General features: G+C 35.0%; 21 protein-coding genes and 1 pseudogene. 13 read left to right on the plus strand and 9 right to left on the minus strand.

Translation table 11 applies throughout. The features are described 5' to 3' along the window. Positions 1-396 (minus strand): annotated as a pseudogene (locus GQ589_RS02510) (IS481 family transposase); the annotation flags it as partial. A 358-nt stretch (positions 397-754) separates the two neighbouring features. Here GQ589_RS02510 and GQ589_RS02515 point away from each other — a divergent pair. The 3 genes from GQ589_RS02515 (at position 755) to GQ589_RS02525 (ending at position 4,109) form a co-directional block, all read left to right on the plus strand. Continuing rightward, positions 755-1,663 carry a DUF1837 domain-containing protein gene (locus GQ589_RS02515; protein WP_160424393.1) on the plus strand — a complete coding sequence of 303 codons (909 nt, stop codon included), beginning with the start codon at positions 755-757 and terminating at the stop codon, positions 1,661-1,663. Positions 1,664-1,668: 5 nt separating this feature from the next. After that, positions 1,669-3,771, plus strand: coding sequence for a DEAD/DEAH box helicase (locus tag GQ589_RS02520; RefSeq protein WP_160424395.1), 2,103 nt, complete (start codon positions 1,669-1,671; stop codon positions 3,769-3,771). 80 nt (positions 3,772-3,851) lie between these two features. Beyond that, a complete protein-coding gene (locus GQ589_RS02525) occupies positions 3,852-4,109 on the plus strand; it encodes a transposase (protein ID WP_160424398.1) in 258 nt (85 codons plus the stop codon). Between the two features lie 102 nt (positions 4,110-4,211). Here GQ589_RS02525 and GQ589_RS02530 read toward each other — a convergent pair whose 3' ends face one another. Then, positions 4,212-5,219, minus strand: coding sequence for a hypothetical protein (locus GQ589_RS02530; protein WP_160424400.1), 1,008 nt, complete (start codon positions 5,217-5,219; stop codon positions 4,212-4,214). A 209-nt stretch (positions 5,220-5,428) separates the two neighbouring features. On the opposite strand from GQ589_RS02530, the gene GQ589_RS02535 reads away from it, so the two are divergent. Further along, positions 5,429-7,144 carry a hypothetical protein gene (locus GQ589_RS02535; protein ID WP_160424402.1) on the plus strand — a complete coding sequence of 572 codons (1,716 nt, stop codon included), beginning with the start codon at positions 5,429-5,431 and terminating at the stop codon, positions 7,142-7,144. Between the two features lie 10 nt (positions 7,145-7,154). Here the strand turns inward: GQ589_RS02535 and GQ589_RS02540 are convergent, their stop codons facing one another. After that, on the minus strand, positions 7,155-7,466 hold the full coding sequence (locus GQ589_RS02540) for a hypothetical protein (protein WP_160424404.1): 312 nt from the start codon (positions 7,464-7,466) through the stop codon (positions 7,155-7,157). 1,168 nt (positions 7,467-8,634) lie between these two features. Next, a complete protein-coding gene (locus tag GQ589_RS02545; protein ID WP_160411322.1) occupies positions 8,635-9,861 on the minus strand; it encodes an MFS transporter in 1,227 nt (408 codons plus the stop codon). 198 nt (positions 9,862-10,059) lie between these two features. On the opposite strand from GQ589_RS02545, the gene gap reads away from it, so the two are divergent. After that, positions 10,060-11,061: a type I glyceraldehyde-3-phosphate dehydrogenase gene (gene gap / locus GQ589_RS02550; RefSeq protein WP_160401594.1), complete on the plus strand. Its 1,002-nt coding sequence runs from the start codon at positions 10,060-10,062 to the stop codon at positions 11,059-11,061. A 49-nt stretch (positions 11,062-11,110) separates the two neighbouring features. Further along, positions 11,111-11,695, plus strand: a complete 585-nt coding sequence (locus GQ589_RS02555) for a TetR/AcrR family transcriptional regulator (RefSeq protein ID WP_160424406.1) — start codon at positions 11,111-11,113, stop codon at positions 11,693-11,695. An 80-nt stretch (positions 11,696-11,775) separates the two neighbouring features. On the opposite strand, the gene GQ589_RS02560 is transcribed toward GQ589_RS02555, so the two are convergent. The 3 genes from GQ589_RS02560 to GQ589_RS02570 all read right to left on the minus strand — a co-directional run bounded on the left by GQ589_RS02560 (position 11,776) and on the right by GQ589_RS02570 (position 14,691). Beyond that, complete coding sequence (locus tag GQ589_RS02560; RefSeq protein ID WP_160424408.1) at positions 11,776-12,618, minus strand: aldo/keto reductase; 843 nt, start codon at positions 12,616-12,618, stop codon at positions 11,776-11,778. Positions 12,619-12,689: 71 nt separating this feature from the next. Then, the gene (locus GQ589_RS02565; RefSeq protein ID WP_160424409.1) at positions 12,690-13,835 is read right to left on the minus strand and encodes an iron-containing alcohol dehydrogenase; all 1,146 of its coding nucleotides are present in this window, start codon (positions 13,833-13,835) and stop codon (positions 12,690-12,692) included. A gap of 37 nt (positions 13,836-13,872) precedes the next feature. Further along, positions 13,873-14,691, minus strand: a complete 819-nt coding sequence (locus GQ589_RS02570) for an SDR family oxidoreductase (RefSeq protein ID WP_202115005.1) — start codon at positions 14,689-14,691, stop codon at positions 13,873-13,875. Between the two features lie 132 nt (positions 14,692-14,823). Between GQ589_RS02570 and GQ589_RS02575 the strand changes: the two genes are divergently transcribed. Continuing rightward, positions 14,824-15,708 (plus strand): LysR family transcriptional regulator, encoded by an 885-nt coding sequence (locus GQ589_RS02575; protein ID WP_160424411.1) that lies wholly within the window; start codon positions 14,824-14,826, stop codon positions 15,706-15,708. Between the two features lie 234 nt (positions 15,709-15,942). Here GQ589_RS02575 and GQ589_RS12395 read toward each other — a convergent pair whose 3' ends face one another. Together GQ589_RS12395 and GQ589_RS12400 are read right to left on the minus strand one after the other, a co-directional pair. After that, positions 15,943-16,338, minus strand: coding sequence for a sulfatase-like hydrolase/transferase (locus GQ589_RS12395; protein ID WP_160424413.1), 396 nt, complete (start codon positions 16,336-16,338; stop codon positions 15,943-15,945). After that, on the minus strand, positions 16,322-16,984 hold the full coding sequence (locus tag GQ589_RS12400) for a sulfatase-like hydrolase/transferase (RefSeq protein ID WP_160424415.1): 663 nt from the start codon (positions 16,982-16,984) through the stop codon (positions 16,322-16,324). Before GQ589_RS12400 ends, GQ589_RS12395 begins: the two co-directional genes overlap by 17 nt. Before the next feature lie 578 nt (positions 16,985-17,562). Between GQ589_RS12400 and GQ589_RS02590 the strand changes: the two genes are divergently transcribed. The 6 genes from GQ589_RS02590 (at position 17,563) to GQ589_RS02615 (ending at position 21,869) form a co-directional block, all read left to right on the plus strand. Continuing rightward, a complete protein-coding gene (locus GQ589_RS02590) occupies positions 17,563-17,778 on the plus strand; it encodes a Flp family type IVb pilin (protein WP_160424417.1) in 216 nt (71 codons plus the stop codon). Positions 17,779-17,965: 187 nt separating this feature from the next. Then, positions 17,966-18,109, plus strand: coding sequence for a hypothetical protein (locus GQ589_RS02595; RefSeq protein WP_160424426.1), 144 nt, complete (start codon positions 17,966-17,968; stop codon positions 18,107-18,109). Positions 18,110-18,323: 214 nt separating this feature from the next. Next, on the plus strand, positions 18,324-18,542 hold the full coding sequence (locus GQ589_RS02600) for a Flp family type IVb pilin (protein ID WP_160424428.1): 219 nt from the start codon (positions 18,324-18,326) through the stop codon (positions 18,540-18,542). 207 nt (positions 18,543-18,749) lie between these two features. Continuing rightward, positions 18,750-20,057: a CpaF family protein gene (locus tag GQ589_RS02605; protein WP_160424430.1), complete on the plus strand. Its 1,308-nt coding sequence runs from the start codon at positions 18,750-18,752 to the stop codon at positions 20,055-20,057. Continuing rightward, positions 20,054-20,980, plus strand: a complete 927-nt coding sequence (locus GQ589_RS02610) for a type II secretion system F family protein (protein ID WP_160424432.1) — start codon at positions 20,054-20,056, stop codon at positions 20,978-20,980. Before GQ589_RS02605 ends, GQ589_RS02610 begins: the two co-directional genes overlap by 4 nt. A 10-nt stretch (positions 20,981-20,990) precedes the next feature. After that, positions 20,991-21,869, plus strand: a complete 879-nt coding sequence (locus GQ589_RS02615; RefSeq protein WP_160424433.1) for a type II secretion system F family protein — start codon at positions 20,991-20,993, stop codon at positions 21,867-21,869. Positions 21,870-21,873: the final 4 nt, after the last annotated feature.

Genomic DNA, 21,873 nt, shown 5'->3' on the forward strand with positions numbered 1-21,873 from the left:
ATAAATAACCCGGATGATGTGTCTCAATTTCACCATGCGCTTCTTTTGATGCTTTGGCTTTTTCAAGGACCTGTAATTGATTTTCAGTGAGCACACAGCCTTCTTGTGCCACTTTGGTTTCTAGGGCTATTAAGCGTTTTTTAAAACTTTCTAAATCATGACGTAGCCAAATAGAGCGTACACCACTCCCTGACACCATGATGCCTTCTTGGCGGAGTTGATTGGCAACTCGATGTTGCCCATAAGCTGGATATTCATAGGCCATATTGACAACGGCTTGTTCTATATGTGGCTCCTGTATCCCATGACTTTGCAAGCTTGTTGAACGTTACCGAGTTGCTTAGCTAATTCTAGAAGTCCTAATTTAGGTTTAATGATTTTGGCTGTTTGATTCATTTCTGACTCTCCTTTTTGTGTTATAAAATAACTCAACTGTCAGATTAAGTGAAGACTATTACACTAAAACAAGCCATGAATTACTAGAGAAAAAGCACATATCGTTTCGGCTTAACGGATAAGAATTCACCTAATTGTCTAAGATACACCTTTACCCAACACCAAGTAGACGAATATCTAAAACAAGGTTACAGCGAACAAGATGTATTAGCTAAAGTCTAGATGGATTTGGGGCATGAGGATGGGCGAGGAAGGTATATTCAACAAGTTTATAACCTAAAATATGGTTAAAAAACTATATTTATAATATACTGATAATCTGTTATATTGATAAGAATACAAAAGTTAAGGGTATATAATGGATTTTCAAATTATAATCAATGATGCCTTAATTAATCTATGTGACAATAGCAATGTTCATGAAAATGATTTTATTTTAAGTATTATTAATGATTTTGAAAATGGGAAATGGAGATATTCAAAATTTAAACATTTTATTTGGAATAATATAGCTGAAACAGCACTATCCCACAAAGAACGCGAAAGTTTAGCTAACAAATCACACTCATTACTAACATCAGCAGCAAAAAACCTCAGGCTAACAAAGACAAATAATTATGGAGAAGGAGGCGAACTAGCAGAGATTCTTTTATATGGGATAATGAAAGAGCATTATGGAGCTTTACCGGTAGTACCCAAAATTTTTTATAAACAAAACGCTCAAGATTTTGCTAAAGGCTCTGATAGCGTTCATATTGTAATTGAATCTAATGAAAATTTCTCATTATGGTTTGGTGAAGCTAAATTCTATAATAATATTGAAAATGAACGCTTACCTAGAATAATTAATTCTGTTGGTAACCTCTTAGCCCCCGAAAAAATAAGAAAAGAAAACAGTATTATTACCAATATATCAGATATTGATCTCCTTGAGATCGACTCAAGTTTGAAAGAAAAAATAAAAGAAGCTTTATCACTAAATGAATCTTTAGACGATCTAAAAAAGAAAATAAATATTCCAATTCTATTGCTGCATGAATGTTCAATTACTGCGAATGTAAATTTAATGACCGAAGAATACAAAAATGAAATAAAGAAATACCATTTAGATAGAGCTCTAAACTATTTCTCAATACAGTTTGCAAAGCTAAAGGACATATTTAACTATTTTGAAATCAAATTTCATCTCATTTTGTTTCCAGTCCCATGTAAAGATACTATTGTTAAGGATTTTATTACTAATGTTGAGCACTATAAAGGACAGTAATAACAATGGAATTAGATATATTTAATGTATGCCATTCAATAAATAATTCATTGAATATAGGCGATGAATCTCTTGCGCGGAACGAATTAATAAAATTATTAGATTATTGTAAAAGTAATAATATAGTTTATACGCCATTAATTAATCATTTGATAAGAGATACTGGTCTATATCCATATATAGATCAAGAAACTGCTAATTGGCAAGAACGTTTTGCTTATCAATCATTCAAAATCAATACGGGTGACAGAGAACCGATTACATTACATAGAGGACAATCAATATTATTGCAAAAATTATTAGCAGGACAAAGCATCGCCGTTAGTGCACCGACCAGTTTTGGTAAAAGCTTTATCATTGATGCTTTTATAGCAATCGCTAAACCTAAAAATGTAATGTTAATAGTACCTACTTTAGCATTAACAGACGAAACGAGAAGGCGAATCAATAAGAAATTTGCTAACGAATATAAAATTATTACAACAATAGATGCCACTTTAAGTACAAAAAATATATTTATATTTCCTCAAGAACGAGCAATTAACTACGTAAAAAAAATCGAAAGTATTGATATATTAATCATTGATGAGTTTTATAAAGCCAGTGAAAAATTTGATAAAGAACGCTCCTTCATGTTATTAAGGGTATTACTAAAATTAAATAAAAAAACTAAACAAAAGTATTTTTTAGCTCCCAATATAAAAAGCTTAAATAATAACTTTTTTACTAAAGGGATGGAGTTCATTCCTTTAGACTTTAATACAGTTTTTTTAGAAAAACATAATCTTTTTGAAGAAATTGATAATGATTTAACAAAAAAATCTACAACACTAATTGATATTTTAAAAAACTCAAATAACAAATCATTGGTCTATGCAGGAACGTTTAAAAACATCAATGAGGTTTCTGACTTAATTCAACTACATTTTAATCCTATTATTAATGAAAAATTGAATTCTTTTGCTGAATGGTTAAATATCAACTATAACAATGATAATAATTGGGCATTAATTAATTTAATAAAAAGAGGCTGTGGTATCCATAATGGACAATTACATAGATCATTAAGCCAAATTCAAATTAAACTATTTGAGGAAGCTGATGGACTACAAACAATAATTTCGACATCATCCATTATTGAAGGTGTAAACACTTCGGCTGAAAATGTGATTTTATGGTCAAATAAAAATGGAAGATCTCTGTTAAATGATTTTTCTTATCAAAATATCATCGGACGAGGGGGAAGAATGTTTAAACACTTCATTGGAAAAATATTTATTCTTGCCCCCCCCCCTGATCCAGAAGATGAACAACTAAATCTGGCTTTTACTGAAAAGTTACTATTTGACACCGATGAACAAGAATACTCTCAAGTTTTAACCAAACAGCAAATTGCAGCAATAATATCTTATAAAGAAGAAATGTCTGCTTTACTAACCACTGAGCGATATAAACTAATTCAAGATGATGGTTTAATAAATAATAGTAATGCTCAAACGTTATTAAATATCGCTAAAGCAATAAAATCTTCACCTGAAACATGGGAAAGTTTTAAAATGTTAAACTCAACCGAACCGAAAGATTGGATGAGCCCATTATATAAAGTTCTTAAGATAGAGGGATGTGGCAAGATGGAGATCTCTCATAGTCAATTGATAAACTTTATATGTTCAATGCCTGATCAATGGGCATCAGATATTCCACAATTACTCCTCGAATTAAACAAATATAGCATAGGTATAGATGATTTTTTTAAATTAGAAAGGATAGCAACAAATAAACTAGTACCTCTATTGAATGATGTGAACATATTATTAAAAGCTATAAAACCTGAATCAGGTATAGATTTTTCTCCATTTATATTTAAACTTTCATATATGTTTCTACCACCAGTGGTTTTCCAATTGGAAGAGTATGGACTCCCTAGAATGATCTCAAAAAAAATTCAAACTTCAGAAATTATTGATTTTACGAAAGATGGTATAGACTTATATTCCACAATAGAATCCTTTAATAAAATTGGATTAAATACTATTTTCGAAAAAATCGAAAATTTACATTCTTTTGATAAATATATCCTAGAATACTTTTATGAAGGAATATCATAATACTATTGTAACTATCCCCTAAAATAGTACAGCAAAAAAGTAGAAAATTCTCTATGATAAAAGTAAAAGGGGATTTAATTATGAAAAAAATGGCTGGATATCAAATCATAGCTATTTTAAAAGAAGCAGAAGCGGGTATTCCCGTTAAAGGACTGTGCCATAAATATGACATAGGTAATTCAACTTTCTATAAATGGCGGGGAAAATACGGCGGAATGGAAACTTCGGATATCAAACACTTAAAGGAGCTAAAGGCTAAAAACCGCAAGCTTAAGCAGATGTTTGCTGAACTGAACTTAAAATCCCTGCTTCAAGAACAAATCATAACAACGCTTTAGTGCCCACAAAGGCACGTCGTGGGCACAGCAGCTACAACAAAATCAAAGTCACCTTACACGGCTTTCATATTAAAGTCATCGATCACCGTTTTATTTGTCGTCTTACTCATTATCATTGTTTCTTTTACTCAGGTATTCTGATTCGCGAACTTTATCGACAAAGATACCATGATTAATCATATACCTGACCGCCTTGCCACTTATTGACAAATCAGAACGATCATAATCAAAAGACGGAAGCTTAATTTTAGCCTCTTTTAACGATGTATAACCTGAGTTTGAAACAGCAAACTGATAATCATCGTTTCTTAAACTGTAAGAAACCATCTTCATACCAACATAGATCTTCTTACTCTTATTCTTCGCGTCTTTATTAAAATCATCTGTACTTACGCCATCTATATTAGCCAGTTTTTTTTGATAAATATCATCCTGACTAAACTCATTACTGTATTTATCATTAAAGGTATTAAATTTAGCTAAATCAATTAAATACACATCATGTATCATCGGCTTAAACACAGAATAATAAAGATCCTTCTTAAAGGATTTACCCAAAGATTGACGAATGACATCGGTCATAATATCGTTTTGACGCAAGTCGGCCATTTCCCGATCATCAAGAAAATTATGCTGATTACTATAAGAAGACGACAAAATAAGATTCGATTTAGCTTGGCTCAATGAAGTATAAGCCACATTCGAAAGTGCAACAGAGTAGACATAATTGCTTGAATTATAGCTTAACAGCTTCATTCCTACATAAAGGTCTTGATATCTACCAATATCGTCAGTATTGAAGTTATCAATATCAGAATCATCTATTTTAATGATCTTCTTTTGATATAGATCATAAATAAAGTCGTTGTAATTATCGTTACTGTTTCTTCCAACATTTACTAAATTAAACAAATAGATATCCCCAACTTTGGGCGTAAAAAGGAGATAATCGCCTTTATTTCGGTAGGCTCTTTCTTGCGCAAAGCAATGGGTTAATGGAACAAAAACAAGAATGAAAATAAAAAGTTGCAATATAATCCTAGCACAGCTTTTCGGATTTCCACCCATTGACGTAAAACGACTACTTCGGCATATCCATTCTATCAACATTAATTCCTATCATTGTATTAATAAATAACAATATACTAACATCAATTTAACAACAAATCTTTACAATAAATTAACAAAAAAAGTGGCAGATTATGCACCATCAAGTTATAATTCTTAGTCTAGCCTAGACAATAAATCGCTCAAAAAATTAAGCAATAGCTTTTAAAAAATTAAAATAAAACAATAAATTACTTGACGGGGAAATAAAAATGCACTACCATGGTTGGCATCTGGCCTGCCAAACCTATGCCCTAAATCTTATTGATTCGCACAGTGGTCAAAATAGGGCGCCACAGTTATTTTCATCACCGAAGTCATTTCGCGTAGCGAAATCGGCGTTATTATCGGTTTTTTTACCGACTGCGCCTTCAGCCACATCCTCGGCAGGGTTATCGTCGATATCTAAATGGTTATCCAAACCACTATTACTATTTAAATCTTCATTATTATTTAAATCGGCATTGTTCTTTGCGCCATTGTTGTTATTGTCATATACGCAGGCAGTACAGGCGTTATCGGCTTATACCTCAATGGCAATAGAGGGTAGTGCGCCGTATTTTACGTTTGATGGAGGGCAAACTAAATTAACTGATACAGACAGTTTATTGACGATAAAGTTGCAGGATGGCACGGAATATACCAAGTCAACCAACCCATCAACACCAACCAATCCGATAAGGTTGCTGAATGTGGGGGATAACTTAAGTCATATAGATATGATAGTACCGCCATCTCAGAGTTCAATCACCATGAATGATTTGGTTAGTCAAGGGAATTGGAAAGATGATGATGGCGATGGACAGGTAACGGCATCGGGGAGTATATCGGTGGCGTTTAGGGATAAAAACGGTAATACGGTTAATCGCAGCGATGCATTAAGTATATGTAGTGCACCTTATAAGGTAACTTTAACAAGTACAGGTGGTACATTAAGTACGCAGTATGGGGTACCAAGAAGTAGTAGTTTTAGTGGCGCTACGGTGGATTATTATATTAATCCGAATTCATCCGTTAACAGCTGTTATTTTGTGCAATCGGTCAGGCCGAATTTGTTGTTGGGTGGAACAACTGGCATCGTTTCTTACGACTCCCCCCGCCATGCAGGTCCTGCTAACATATGGAATCCTAAGAGGGGCTTTTTAGTTCAGTCAACAAGTCCATCATCTTACGACAGGAACTTTCCAACGACTGGTGCAGATGGCTTGTATTTTGACTTGGAGATTCCTACTGGTATTGACGGAAGTCAGTTAAGTTGGACAGTTAACACAAGTGGTAGTATAAGCACAACGGTGAGTTGGACAAGGCCGCGTTCTGGTACATTCACAGACCCTAAGGGAAATACAGTCCAAGCCGATGAATGGATTAGTGATAAATCAAAAAATGTAGCACGGGTAACATTGCATGGTCCTAAAGCTGATAGTACTCAAATAAGCTTAAGTAATCCAAGTCCACTTACACGTCCATCTTTGCCACAGACGTTTGAGTTGGTAGGTAGAGATAGTAATGGTAATGAGGTTCGTTATGGATTTGTGTTGAGGCAGTGGTTCGTCAATCGTAGTAGTAAAAGGGATACCGCTCCTAATCAAACAGCATGGTGTAATAGTTTGGGTTATCGATTGCCTAGGGTAAGTGATTTAACCAATGCTAAGTGTGGTGTAGATAGATATTTCCCATGTGTAAATGGCATAGATGGCGCCACACCTAGCTCATTAGGTAATTATTACATGCGTCACATAGGGGCAGGGTTTTTCACTGAGTGGGGAGCCATGTACCACTACGCTGATGCGGGCTTCTCCACCGGCGCCTACAAAAATTGGTCAAGCAACGCAACAGGTAGCGACCAGTTCCGTATTGACCCATATAATGGCGACGTCGACAGCAAAAGATCTTCCAACAGCAATTTTGCTGTTTGTACTACACCTTAGTTTTTAGCGTTTATTTCTTAATCCTTAGGGCGCGGAAGGGGATTACGGTGTCTGAGAGGATAATATAAAAAAGAATAAAGCCCCCGCGTAAGTTGGGGCGTTTTCCCTTAGGGTTGCGCCGTTGTGGCAAAGCCACAATAGCGCTCCCCCCCGCCGCCGACGCTGAAAGCGTGGTTGGCGGTTTTAGTGGATTACGCTGTGGCGGTTTAAAGCGGTGGTCTATTTTTAGTACGGTAAGGTTTCGGGCGGTTAGGCTTTTGCTAAAAACACCAAGGAAAACTTCAATAAAATCAATATCTTTTCTGACCGATTTTTTTATCAAAATAATGCTTTTTTTGTTAGTGCATAAAATGGGTTAGGTGTAGTGGTTTCGGACGTTTTAGCTTTGGGTGAACAAAATAGCTACCGTGCCCACGTCCGAGCAAGGGGAATTAAAGCGAATTCCCTTTGCAATCCCACGTTTTGACTACAGAAGGTGGCCTACGGCGCTACTCGTATCATCCTGATACTCGCCTCTACGAGGCCACCTTCGCTATGCTCAGATGTTCAAATTTGTTCCAGACAAATTTGTCCGACGCCGAAACAAGACAACAACATAACCTTAGGTCTTTTTTGTGAGTTGTTTTTGTGTTAAAAAGCAATGCAAAAACCCCAAAAAAAGTTGTCAGGAAAGGTATTGATTTTATTGAAGTTTTTATTTGACTCTTTTTAAGCAAAATCAACCACTTGCATAACTAGCATTAAACACCAACAACTAACAAACCCGCAAAACCAATAAAAGCACATTCTGGATAACTGCATTTAACCGCAAAAAAGTGGTCAGGAAAGGTACTGATTTTATTGAAGTTTTTATTTAACTCTTTTTAAGCAAAATCAACCACTTGCATAACTAGCGTTAAATACCAACAACTAACAAATCCACAAAACCAATAAAAGCACACTCTGGATAACAACACTTAACCGCAAAAAAACGGTCAGGAAAGGTACTGATTTTATTGAAGTTTTTTTGAGGCGTTTTTATCAAACAAAAACAACCTCCAAAAAACAGTTAAGGTTATGTTGTTGTCTTATTCCGGCGTCAGAATGTGCCGACAACAGAGCGAGGTTAGCACGCCAAACAGGACGTTTGGCGAGTTTGTGGTGCGTCGGGAACGCGTCCACAAACGGTGCGTTAAGACCGAGCGACGGCGTCGGGGCGCCGAAGGCCACATTCTGTAGCCTTGCGAGGGGTTTTTAGGGGATTTCGCAAAAAATCCCCTAAATCGGACGTGGTCACTGTGGCTATTTTATTCGCAAAAAGTCAAAACGTCCGAAATCACCGCACCAAACTCATTCTATGCACTAACAAAAAAAACTAATTTTCCACTCAAAAATCAGTCAGGAAAGGTACTGATTTTATTAAAGTTTTTTCTATCCGTTTTTTTGAATATAAACCTCTCCAAACCCTTTTTTATACTAACACTCAAACCTTACCTAAATTTTTAATATTGCTAAATATCTTCTGTTGAAAGTAACGCTTTCTTCTTTTTTGTGAATGAAATAAAACACAACAACGAAGCAAATGTCATAACCGAAACAGTCCCCCAGACTATACTCCATCCATAACAATGAATAATATAAGCAATGATAAGTGGTGTTAAAAATGAAGTGATAAATACAGTAGTGCCAATCATGCCTAGTGCCGTTCCTACCCGTTCAATACCCGCTTTTACAGCCGCTTCAGTGTAAGCAATACCATGCCATGCATGCCCAAATAAACCAGTAAGCACAAGAAACGTAATGCCCATATAAGTGTTATTAACGACTAAGCACAACACTAAAGAAGTTATCCCTCCTAATATGGCGTAGTACTTTAATAATGGGATTCGGTTATTTTTTTTGTCAGTATAGTAACCAGACCAGATTCGCAGCATTCCACCCCCTATTTGCACGCCAATAAGAATAATTGATATTGATGTTAAACTGATGTTTAAAATATCTTGCATATAAATACTACCAAATGTCAGCACTGACATTTGAGGGACAGTTAGAAAACCTGCTACTATAACAATTCGCCATACTTCAATATTTTTTAATGGTGAAGATATTACGTTTTTTGATTGGTTTGTATGCTTCAACTCGCTATGTTTGGTATTGATAAATAATGCAACCACAACACCAACACTTGCGCCTGTAATAGCTAATACAATAAACATTAGTTCGAAACCATATGAATACGCTAGCCAAGGAAGTAATCCTGTACCAATCGCACCACCAACAGGAATAGCGGTTTGACGAATACTCATAGCAAAACCGCGCTCTTTATTACTAAACCATGACATTATCGTTCTGCCTGATGATGAATTAATGCTACCACTAAAAAAGCCTGCTATTGCTAAGGCAAATCCTAATTGTAAATATTGAATGTTGCCAACCGATACTTCAGGTGTTAGTAGTATGGCTATTAAGGCATAGACTATTGATGATGATAATAGTCCTAGAATTAATACGCGCTTGTCCCCCAGTTTGTCAGTCAAGATCCCCCAGATTATTTCTGAAGCGGCTACCCCTAATCCCATTGAACCTAAAACAAAGCCAAGTTCGTACAATGAAAAATGATAAGCGTCTCGCATTAAAATTCCTGTAATTGGAATACCTGCAAACCCCATCGCAAATGTTGCTTGTGCAAGAACACCAATGCCAAGCACAAACCAACGATAGTTGCTTTTTTCATTCATTTTTATTTTCCTTATTTTATTTTTTTACATACTAATTGGTATGTATTTTATTTATGGTATTCTTGTTTTTAGTATAAGTAAATTTTAATAAATTGTTTTTTTATAATTATATATAAATTAAAATTATTTTAATTAGGGGATAAGGTGCTTTTGTGTTACCGTACCAGTTGGTATTTTTTATTAATCTAATTGGAGGTAATAATGACTAATGTAGCAATTAATGGCTTTGGCCGTATCGGACGTAGTTTTATACGCACATTACAAACATGTTCAGACGATATTAACATTGTAGCGATCAATGATCTGGGTTCAATTGAACAACTAGCTCATCTTTTAAAATATGACACCGCTTTTGGGCGTTTTGCTAAAAGTGTTGATGTAAAGAGCGGTTGTTTAATTATTGGTGATCAAAAAATTGCTGTATATCAAGAACGTAATCCTGAAAATCTACCATGGACTAAACACCAAGTTGATGTGGTACTAGAATCAACGGGTGTTTTTAATGATGGCAAAAAAGCACAAGCTCATCTTAACGCTGGTGCTAAAAAAGTGCTTATTTCTGCACCAGCAAAAAACGTTGATTTGACCATTGTTCAGGGAGTGAACGAGCACTTATATAATAAAGATGTGCACCATATTATTTCTAATGCTTCGTGTACCACTAATTGTTTAGCTCCTTTAGTAAAAGTGTTACATGATAATTTTGGCATTAAATCTGGTTTTATGACGACTATTCATGCTTATACACAAGATCAGCATCTTCAAGATGCTCCCCATCGTGATATGAGACGAGCACGTTGTGCTGCTCAAAATATTGTGCCAACTTCAACGGGGGCTGCGCAGTCAATTGGACTTGTTATTCCTGAATTAAAAGGAAAACTGGATGGTGGTTCGGTGCGTGTGCCTGTCATTACTGGCTCTATGATAGATCTCACATTAAATCTAGAGAAAGAAGTGACAGTACAATTAGTAAATGATACGATCAAAAAGGTCGTAAGCTCGAAAAAAATGGCGGGTATTCTTGCCTATACAGAAGATGAGATTGTTTCTTCTGATGTGATTTGTAATCCTGCTTCTTCTATTTTTGATGCAAAGCTAACGAAAGTGATGAATGGTACTTTACTCAAAGTTGTCAGTTGGTACGATAATGAATGGGGCTTTTCGAGCCGTTTAGTGGATACCATTTTACAAATCAAATAATCAATTAATTAAACATACCATCTATTGATGGTGTGTTGAGTTATAGGACATGAATAACGAACAAAAAACCAAACAAAACTCCAGAGAAAAGCTCATTGTTGCTATGGCTGATCTTTTATTAGAAAAAGGTCTTGCTAACACAAGCCCCAAAGATATTTTAGAACGGTCAGGCGTTGGACAAGGTAGTCTTTATCACCATTTTAATGGTAAAGAGGATTTAGCTTTGTATGCCATAACTTACAATGTAAAGCAGTTAATAAGCATTAATGATTCGGTACTAAATATTGATACCAATGCCTATAATAAACTGTCAAATTTGCTATTAAAACCGCGTAATATAGAACGAGGTTGTTTAGTTGGTCAAATGGCACGAGATCGGTCTATTATGACAAATCCTCATTTAGCGGCAGAAGTTACCCGCGGATTTTTAACAATGAAACAAACGTTAGAAAATCTTATAAGAATGGGAATTTCTGATGGTAGTATTTCTAATATTCTTGCCCCCTTAGAGGCGGTAACACTTATCATATCCACTTTGCAAGGCGCTTATATTTCTGCAAAAGGTTTACAAGATGAGTCTTATTTTTATCTAACCATTAATTCATTATTGAAAATATTCACACCAAAAACATAGCGCAATTTATATTGACTGCATAGGTAAATTTTAGATTACCTATGCAGTACCGAATAAAAACAGTATTTATTACCTTTTTACTATTTTAAAATGGACATAAACCATTCCACGGTTTTGGGATCTTGATGCGAGAAGAATAAGCTATTGCCCGTATCCAAAGCCGCTATACTTGCCATTTCTTGATTTGAAAGCGAGAAGTTTAATACGTCAAAATTTTCTATCATTCGTTCTTTTTGAGTCGATTTTGGAATGACCACAATTCCATTTTGAATCAAAAAGCGTAATGCAACTTGAGCAACCGACTTTTGGTGTTTTTTGCCGATTTCAATAAGCTCAGAGTTTTGAAAGAAGTTGTTTTTGCCCTCGGCAAAGGGAGCCCATGAGACAATTTGTATATTTAGTTTTTGCATTACTTCGCGGGCAACTTTTTGTTGTTGAAAGACATGAGTTTCAATTTGGTTGACAGCAGGTTTTATGCGCACAAAATGTTCTAAATCAATGAGGCGATCTGGATAAAAGTTACTGACACCGATTGCTTTAGCTTTGCCTTGTTCGTAAGCGTCTTCCATTGCACGATAAGTGCCATAGTAATCGTTAAATGGTTGATGAATTAGGAGTAAATCAATATAGTCGGTTTTTAATTTGCGTAATGATTCATCGATCGATTGTTTGGCTTTTTCGTAGCCAGCATTAGTGATCCATATTTTGGTGGTAATAAACAACTCTTGACGAGGGATGCCACATTTGATGATGGCATTGCCAACTTGTTCTTCATTACTATAAGCTTGTGCGGTATCAATGGCACGATAACCGACACTAATGGCATCTAATACACATTGCTCACATGCTTCTGGAGGAATTTGGTAGACGCCATAACCAAGAATGGGCATTTTTATGCCATTATTTAATGTGATATTTTCCAAACTACTTCTCCTTTTTTAATGAGTAATCATTGAAGATGATTTTTGATAAACGATGGTGCAAGTACAACGGATCACTTCGCTAAATCAAAAATCCCCGCAATAACTTGCCGACTATAAACATCACTCATTTGCCAATCAATCGCATTTTGCGCTGCGTTATCAATCACCCGTTTTAAGTCATGCTCATTTATATTAAGTTGCCCAAGCGTGGTTGGTGTGCCGATTTTGTTAAACCAAGCTCTTAATGCTTCAATACTTTGTTCAGCCGTTGATAAACCAAAAATCTCTTTAGCAAAACGTTGGAACTGTTTGGGGTTACGGTTGTGATACCATGTCATCCAAGCAGGCATAACTACCGATAATCCCGCACCATGAGGGACATCACAAATAGCGCTCATAGCGTGTTCAATCATATGGTTTGGGTAGCTAAATCCTGCGGTACCGACATAAGTTATGCCATTTAAAGCTAATGTTGCAGCCCAAGCAAATTCACCACGCGCCTCTAAATCCATTGGATCTTGTAGTAACTGTTCAGTTGTGCGCATGACGGTTTTTATGTTGGCTTCGATTTGTAAATTAATTAGTTCGGGTTGCACAGTTGCGGTGAAGTATCCCTCAATAGAATGCGCAATAATGTCAGCGGCAGAATAGACTAGATAATCACGGCTGATGGTAGTTTGTAATTTAGGATTAATCACTGACACTTTCGGAAACAAACTAAAACCATGAATTGGATATTTTTGTTTTGTATCTTCGTTGGTGATAACGCCGCCATTGTTCATTTCGCTACCGGTTGCTGCGAGTGTCATGACATCAAAAATATTAAGCGCTTTGGTTACTTGGGTTCCAGTAAAAAAATCCCAAACATCGCCATCGTACAAACTACCAGCTGCGATCGCTTTTGCGCTATCTAAGCACGATCCACCACCAATGCTAAGTACACTATCAGCACCAAATTGTTTAGCTATTGCAATCCCTTCACGAACTTTGCTTAAAACAGGGTTGCTTTTTATTTTACTGCATTCGGTAAATTCAATGCTGTTTTCGCGTAGACTGGTTGTGATATCATCAAATAAACCAGACTTTTTAATGCGATCACTGCCAAAGAGGATAACGACTTTTTTTGCGCCAAACGCTTTCATATAGCGCCCTATGTTTTTTTCTTTATCAATACCAAACTCTATACGCGTTGGATTTTGAAAACTGAATTCATGCATGATTTATTCCTTTAGATAATATAATGTTCATTCAAAATTAATTGTTGTTATCCCACCAATATTTTGCTGTGGCGCCACCATCGATTAATATGTCACTGCCTGTTATATAGGCCCCTTTATCTGACATAATAAATTCGGCAAGATTAGCGATTTCGTCAGGTGTACCACCTCGGCCAGCGGGAAGTTGTTTTAGCATATTGCGATAAAAGTCCTTGCGTTCACCATTAAGTTCGTCATTTGCTAATGGTGTGTGGATAATGCCTGCGCTAATACAGTTTATTCTGGCACCACGATGCCCCCATTTAACCGCTTCCACTTGCACTTTTATAGCGTTGCCACGCTTGGCCAGTTGATAAGCTTTTAAGGTATCGTTAACGTTTTTTATAAATGGTAAATCAAGCAAAGATTCTGTTGGGGTTAAGGCTAGGGCTTGGGTTTGTTCTTGTGTTAGTGGTGCTAAGCGGTGCGAAGATTGCGAACCAATGACTAACGCTGAACTGCCTTTTGCCATTACAGGGCCAAAAGCGTCTAATAATAGGGCGTTGCCGTATAAGTCAACGTTGAATATTTGAGTGACAGATGCTTGCGATGGTGATACCCCAGCCGTATTCACTAAGCCTATTATTTTGCCTAATTTTGTGGCTGTTTCGACTAATTTGTTGACCGATTGTGGGTTTGATACATCGCAAGCTGTGGTGTGCACATTAAACCCGGCATTGCGTAGTTGTTGAGCTTGATGTTCGGCATGTTCTAGGTTTTTGTCAGCTAATAGAAGTTGTTTGCCTATTGCTATGCGTCTGACGATCGCAATGCCTATCGCTCCTGATCCGCATAATACAATCACGTCTTTTATCATGATCTCCCCCTTAATTTTGTGGGTTATTTATTGTGGATGTAATTAGTTGCTATTTTAACGAGGGCTTTTATTGAGATAAATAGGGGCTTGTTTTATAGTGTAGTGAATTAAATTCACGAATAGGGACTGATTATGTATAACCTAAATGAGTTGAATTACTTTATTACCGTGGCGCAGACGTCTAGCTTTGTTAAAGCTGGGCAATTGTTGGGAGTGACTTCATCAGCACTGAGTCATAGTATGCGAAACCTAGAAACTCGGTTAAATCTGCGTTTATTTAATCGCACCACGCGTAATGTCTCACTGACCGAAGCAGGTGAACAGCTATATCGGCAAATTTCGCCGTTATTTGATTCTATTCATCAAGAAGTTGATGCGTTAAGTCATTTTGTTAATACGCCATCAGGAACAATCCGAATTAATGCCCCAAGCATTGCGGTTGAACAGATCATTTATCCTAAATTACGCGACTTTTTGCCCCGTTATCCACAAATTAAAATTGAAATTCAAGCCGATAATAGCTGGGCGGATATTGTTAAACAGGGCTTTGATATGGGATGTCGTTTAGGGAGCGATATCGCTAAAGAGATGATTGCCGTAAAAATATCCCCGCCATTAAAAATGGCCTTAGTCGCTAGCCCCCATTATTTGCAGGAAACGTCTGAACCAACATCCGTTAACGATCTGGATAATCACCGTTTAATTGGTATGCGAATATCTTCGGAGCATGGTACCGAATTGCCGTGGGAATTTTTACAAGCAGGCAAAATGGTTAAATACCATCCGCACTCGCAATTTATGATTAATAACCATTTACGCAAGCAAGCTGTATTAGATGGTTTAGGTATTACTTGGCTTGCTGATTCTAGTGTTGAGCAAGAATTGGCATCGGGTCAATTAATTGAGTTGTTGGCCGATTTTGCGATTACTTATGATTCATTTTACCTTTACTACCCAAGTCGCAAAGGGCATTCGAATGTATTTAAGTTGATTGTTGATTTGTTAAAGTGTGAGTAATCTACTTAATTAATATCTTGAATTAAAACGCAATTATTGTTGAGTGTGATGCTTTTACTTGTCTTATCTGCGATGATTGTTTAACTTCGTATAGTAATTCAACGGTTTTAGTGGCAATAGTTAAGTTCAGGATATAATGATAAAAAAGGGGGGGCAGTTAGCCCCCATTTAATGTTGTATAAAATCTATAATAGATATTCCTAACTCACTACTCAACGTATAACAAGTAACAACTTAGTGTTTGTTAAGAATTTCTGAAAAAGGCCTAACAGCACGATTAGGCATAAGTACGCGATCATTATTTTTTTCTTTCTCAAGGATGGCCTGATCAATTTCATAACCTAAAAGATTAGATAAAATATATTTATTCATCAGCTCACTTAAATAACCAGTTTCTCCTCGAAACGATTCAATATACTGGCAGTTATAGCGCGGATTGGTTGACATAAACATAAAAGGAATGAGAAACTGATCAACATTATCTCCTATGCCATGCCCAACATTGACAATTTCGCCGTGATCTGAGGTGTAAATCACTGTATAGTTATCACTGTATTTATTGATAACATCATACAATGCCTTAACTGCACGATCAGTATGATGAATAGTTAGATCATATTTCTTCAGCATCAGGTAAAGCTTGTTTATCAATTTCATCATAACCTCCTTTATAAGGTTTATGGCTACCACTTAAATGAACAAAAATAAATTTTTTCGGAGAATAATCTTTTTGTAGCGTTTCTTCTAATAATAAACTTAAAGTAGTATCAAGATGATCCTCATTAAAAGACACAACATCATTTTTACGTGCAATAAAAGCAAATTTAGTATCAAATGTCTCTTGGATTGCTTGTCCAGCCGATGCTAGCCAATAGGTTTTGTAATGATTGAACTTAGCCATTTCAATAATCGATTTATTATTAAATAAATTATCATCACTTTCGGGTGTATTAAATGAAAGTGTCATCGGTATAGAATCTTGAGTAAAGGCTGCGGCTGAGTAAGTATTAGGGATAATACATCCTCCGTTTTGGCTAAAAATATCGGTCATAAAAGGCGTAGTTTGCTTATGGTAGCCATAGGAACTATGGCGATTCACGAAAGAAGATTCACCTATGATAAAAACGATCAACTTATTATCAGTATTATTAGGCGGTAAAAGAATAGACTCATTAAATTTTTCAATTTCATGAGTATTTGAATGAATATCTGTTGAAGTATAACTAACCCAAATATAGGATAAATTACCCAGTACAGCAGGATAACAGTTACGCACTAAGCTTGCAATAGGTTTATAGAATCCTCGTTTAACCTCCCCATTGGGGTTTCCTTAGCCATTGATAACGTTTCGTAAGAATTAGTTTCGACAATAGAATCAAGCAATTCTTCTGATATCATTTCTCCATAAAAATAAAATAGCTAATTTTGGTTAAAAAAATAGCAATAAAAAGCCAAAAGATACAACAAGTTTATGACGGTTATAAATACAATCATAATAAAAAATAAAGTTGTAATCATGAGTAGATAGAAAAATAATTCTTAAAAATTGTTTCAGAATATTGGTTAGCAGATTTAGTTCAATAGATATACGAATAAATACCGCTAATTAAGATATAAGTTAATAGTAAAATAACATTAAGAGTAAATTTTTTGGCTTCCCATTTTATCCATAAAACCACTACGAACTGTAATTGTTGTTATGGTGAAATAACGCAATAATAAAAAAAATTAATTTTTTTTATTAAAATAGTTGCAAATATATACAAAATTAGGTTATCATTTGAAAACTTTTTGAAAAGAAAGTAATTAATTTGTTAAATTATAATTCGATAAATATATATAGGAGAGAAAACTATGATGAATTTATCATCACTTCGTGCTAAAACAAAAACTTTTTTAGGTAAATTTACTAAAAATGAACAAGGTGTAACTGCAATCGAATATGCAATCGTAGCAGCTGGTGTTGCTGCCGTAGTACTAGTTATTTTTAATGGTAACAGCGGTCCAGTTCATGCTATGTTAAATGGTGTATTCACAGCATTACAAGATAGATTGGTTAATATTATCTAATAGTACTAATTATTAAGGTATTGATTTTTTTATGATGATTATTAAGTGGATAACTGTCATTTTATAGTCTATCTAATAAAGAGTCTACGGCCTTAAGACTTAAGAGCTACTAGCAGATAGCAACTTAGTATTGTTTTGTTATCTCTAGTGGCTTTTGTTTAATGGCAAACAATCAGTAAGAAATATCATGGCAAGTGAACAATTTAGACTTCCTGAAGAGTGTAAAGTCCGTGATTTAGCTTTTCAAATCCTTGCTCTAGAACTTATTGAACAGCTAAAGAATGACCCATCTCGAATTCAGCGTGAAGTACAAACTATAATTCGGAATTAAGAGTAAATTTTTTTCGCTTCTACATTTTATCCATAAAACCACTACGGACTGTAATTGTTGTTATGATGAAATAACACAATAATTTAAAAAATTAATTATTTTATTAAAATAGTTGCAAATATATACAAAATTAGGTTATCATTTGAAAAATTTTTGAAAAGAAAGTAATTAAATTGTTAAATTGATAATTCAATAAATATATGAAGAAAAAACTATGATGAATTTATCATCACTTTGTACTAAAACAAAAACTTTTTTAGGTAAATTTACTAAAAATGAACAAGGTGTAACTGCAATCGAATATGTAATCGTAGCAGGTGGTGTTGCTGCCGTAGTACTAGTTATTTTTGATGGTAACGGCGGTCCAGTTCACAATGCTATTTATGGTGTATTCAAAAGACTATTACTTAGCATGACTGATATTATTGCATAGTACTAATTATTAAGGTATTGATTTTTTATGATGATTATTATTAAGTGGATAACTGTCATTTTAGTGACTATACGCTATTTTTAATAGTCTTCTAATAAAGAGTCTACGACCTTAAGACTTAAGAGTTACTAGCAGATGGCAGGTTATTACTGTGTTTGTTATCTCTAGTAGTTCTTGTTTAATGGAAACTAATTATTAAGAAATATTATGGCAAGTGAACAATTTAGGCTTCCTGAAGAGTGGGGTAAGGTCCGTGATTTGGTTTTTCAAGTCCTTGATCTAGAACTTGTTGAACAGCTAAAGAATGACCCATCTCGAATTCAGCGTGAAGTACAAACTATAATTCGGGATATAGTCAATTCTGGTAATGCTCATATTACAACTGACGAATCTTCTGTTTTGGCAGGGATGATTTGTGATGAAATTGTTGGTTATGGACCAATTGATTCGTTAATGAAAGATGAATCAGTCAATGATATCCTAGTCAATGGTCCTTATAGCATTTATGTTGAACGAGGAGGAGTTCTCAGTAAAACGGATAAATTTTTCATCAACGAGCGCCAGTTGCTTGATATTGCTAGGCGTTTAGTCAATAAAGTTGGCAAAAATATTGACGAAGCACGTCCTCTAGTCGATTCTCGGATGCCCGATGGTAGTCGTCTTAATGTTGTTATTCCTCCAGTAGCCATTGACGGTACATCCATGTCAATTCGTAAATTTGGTACAGGTCGAAGAACATTTCACGATTTGATTAACTATGGATCGCTAAGCGAAGATATGGCCAATTTTTTAGTGATTGCAGCGCGTTGCCGAATGAATATCATTGTTTCGGGAGGAACAGGTTCAGGTAAAACGACAATGCTTAATGCTTTATCTGGATTTATTGGTGAACATGAACGTACCATTACGCTTGAAGATGCCGCCGAATTAAAACTACAACAAGACCATGTGCTTAGATTAGAAACGAAGTCAGGTGGTGAAGATGGGCGTGGTCGAGTGACGATGCAAAATCTACTAGTTAATGCTTTACGGATGAGGCCAGACCGGATTATTTTAGGGGAGTGCCGTGGTGAAGAGGCATTTGAAATGCTTCAAGCGATGAATACTGGTCACAATGGTTCGATGTCGACATTACATGCTAATACAGCTAAAGATGCCTTATCTCGGTTAGAAAGCATGATCATTATGGCTCAGCCAGAGTTACCTATTGTAGCAATTAGGCATTATATATCTTCTTCTGTTAATTTTATTATTCAGGTATCTCGCCTTCCAGATGGACAGCGTAAAGTGATGAGTATTACTGAAGTTATAGGATTAGAATCTGAAAATATAGTTACTCATGATGTCTTTAAATTTAAAATACATGACGAGAGAAATGAACAAGGTAAGATTCAGGGCGAATTTGTTTGCAATGGGTTAATTAGGCGCTCTGCACTTTATGATGCTGCCCAATATTATGAAATGTCAGATATATTAGAAAAGCTAATGTTAAATGCAGTAGGTTTAGAGATATGATTTTAATTCTTTCACTTATGCTTGTCGTTGTTGCTGTTATAAATATTTTTGTATTACGTTCTCGCAGAGAGCGATTGCGGGTTTTTCGTAATGTCGAAGTTAAGAATACATCATTATCGAATTTGCTTGAAAGCCAGCTATCTCAACGAAAAGGATCGTTTTGGGAACATATAAGTTTCGATTCTAAAATAGTGATTAGATCTTATTACAATATACTAGTCATGGGACAATCTAAAGCACAGTTACTTATTTATATTTTTGTAGGTACTGTTATTGGTATTATTTTAAATAAAAAATATATTGGCTATGATAATTATATTGCAACTTTAACTAGTTTTATCTGTTCGGTCTTTATAATAATCTTTCTTAAAAAGAGAAAGTTGAAAAAAGAATTCTATGAGATGTTTCCCGAAGTATTAAATACTGTTACAGGTGTTGTATCATCGGGGGGGGCAATAACAACAAGCTTTAAAACGTGTGGAAACTCTATTGGTGGCATTGTTGGTAAAACAATGAAAGAAGTGGATAGTCGAATAGAAATTGGTGAAAATATTGATGATGTCTTACTGAGATCGTATGTACGACTCCCTTTCCCTGAATATTATTTTTTTATTTTGACGGTAATGGTTAATTTAGACAGTGGCGGAGAGTTAAAAGAAATACTTGCTCGTTTAACAAAAATGTTAGTAAATAATCGAATTTTAACTAAAACTAGAGATGGTAAAACTGCTGAATTAAGAATGTCAATGTTAATATTAGGGTGTATGCCTTTTGGTTTTATTTTTCTACTTAGATTTATTTCAGAAAAGAATTATGAGTATTTGATGGATACAACGGTTGGACACTATATTTTGTATTATGTTATCAGTAGTGTGGTCATTGGTCTTATCATTATAAAGGGAATGATTAACAGAGTCATTTAAGGATATAGCTATGATTAGTTTACTAAATATTTTGATTTCCCTTATTTTGCTCTATATTGGATGTAAGGAATTGATCAGTTTATATTTGCTACATCAAAGAAATGCGAAACTCGGTTTGTTTTTAAACGCTGAGAATAAAGAAAAGAAAGTACCTAAAAAACACATTAACCAAAGTAATATTGCTTTTGAAAAGATCGTTGCAAAAAATAGTTTAACTCTTAATTTTTTGCGTCGCTTTCAAGAACAAAATAGTTGGAAGATCTATTCGGTTATTGTTGGATTTTCGTCTTTTTATCTTGTGAATCAACTTTTTTCATTAGTTGAGCTTGACTCTAATTTATTACTGATTGTTTTGCTTATTATTGTTATTGCAGTCATTTTTGTACCCGATAGTTTGTTAAAAAGGCAAGCTCGAGTAAGAATTAGAAAAATTTCGCGAGATTTACCACTGATTATTGATATGATGGCAATCATGGTTAAATCAGGAATGACTGTTGAAAATGGCTTTAGGTATTTAAGTACAAGAGTAAAACCAATTAATAAAGATGTGGCTGCTATTTTAGAAAGAGCATGTTTAATGATGGATGTCAATGGAATTGAACTTTCTATTGATTTAATCCAGCGAGAGGTTCCTTGTAAAGAAGTCAGAATGTTTTGTGTTACATTAAAAAGAAGTATTAGTTATGGAAACTCGATTTATGATGCTTTACTAGAATTATCTGCTGAAATTCGAGACATACAAAAATTAACTATAGAAGAAAAAATTGCTGCTCTTGCAGCAAAAATGACAATACCGATGATGATTTTTTTTCTAGCGCCTGTTCTTGTTGTTGTTGCAGGTCCTGTTGTCATGAATATTATAGACACGTTAAGTAATAGTAGGATGTAAAATA

The organism is Gilliamella sp. Pas-s27, from assembly GCF_009795865.1.
Lineage (GTDB): Bacteria > Pseudomonadota > Gammaproteobacteria > Enterobacterales > Orbaceae > Gilliamella.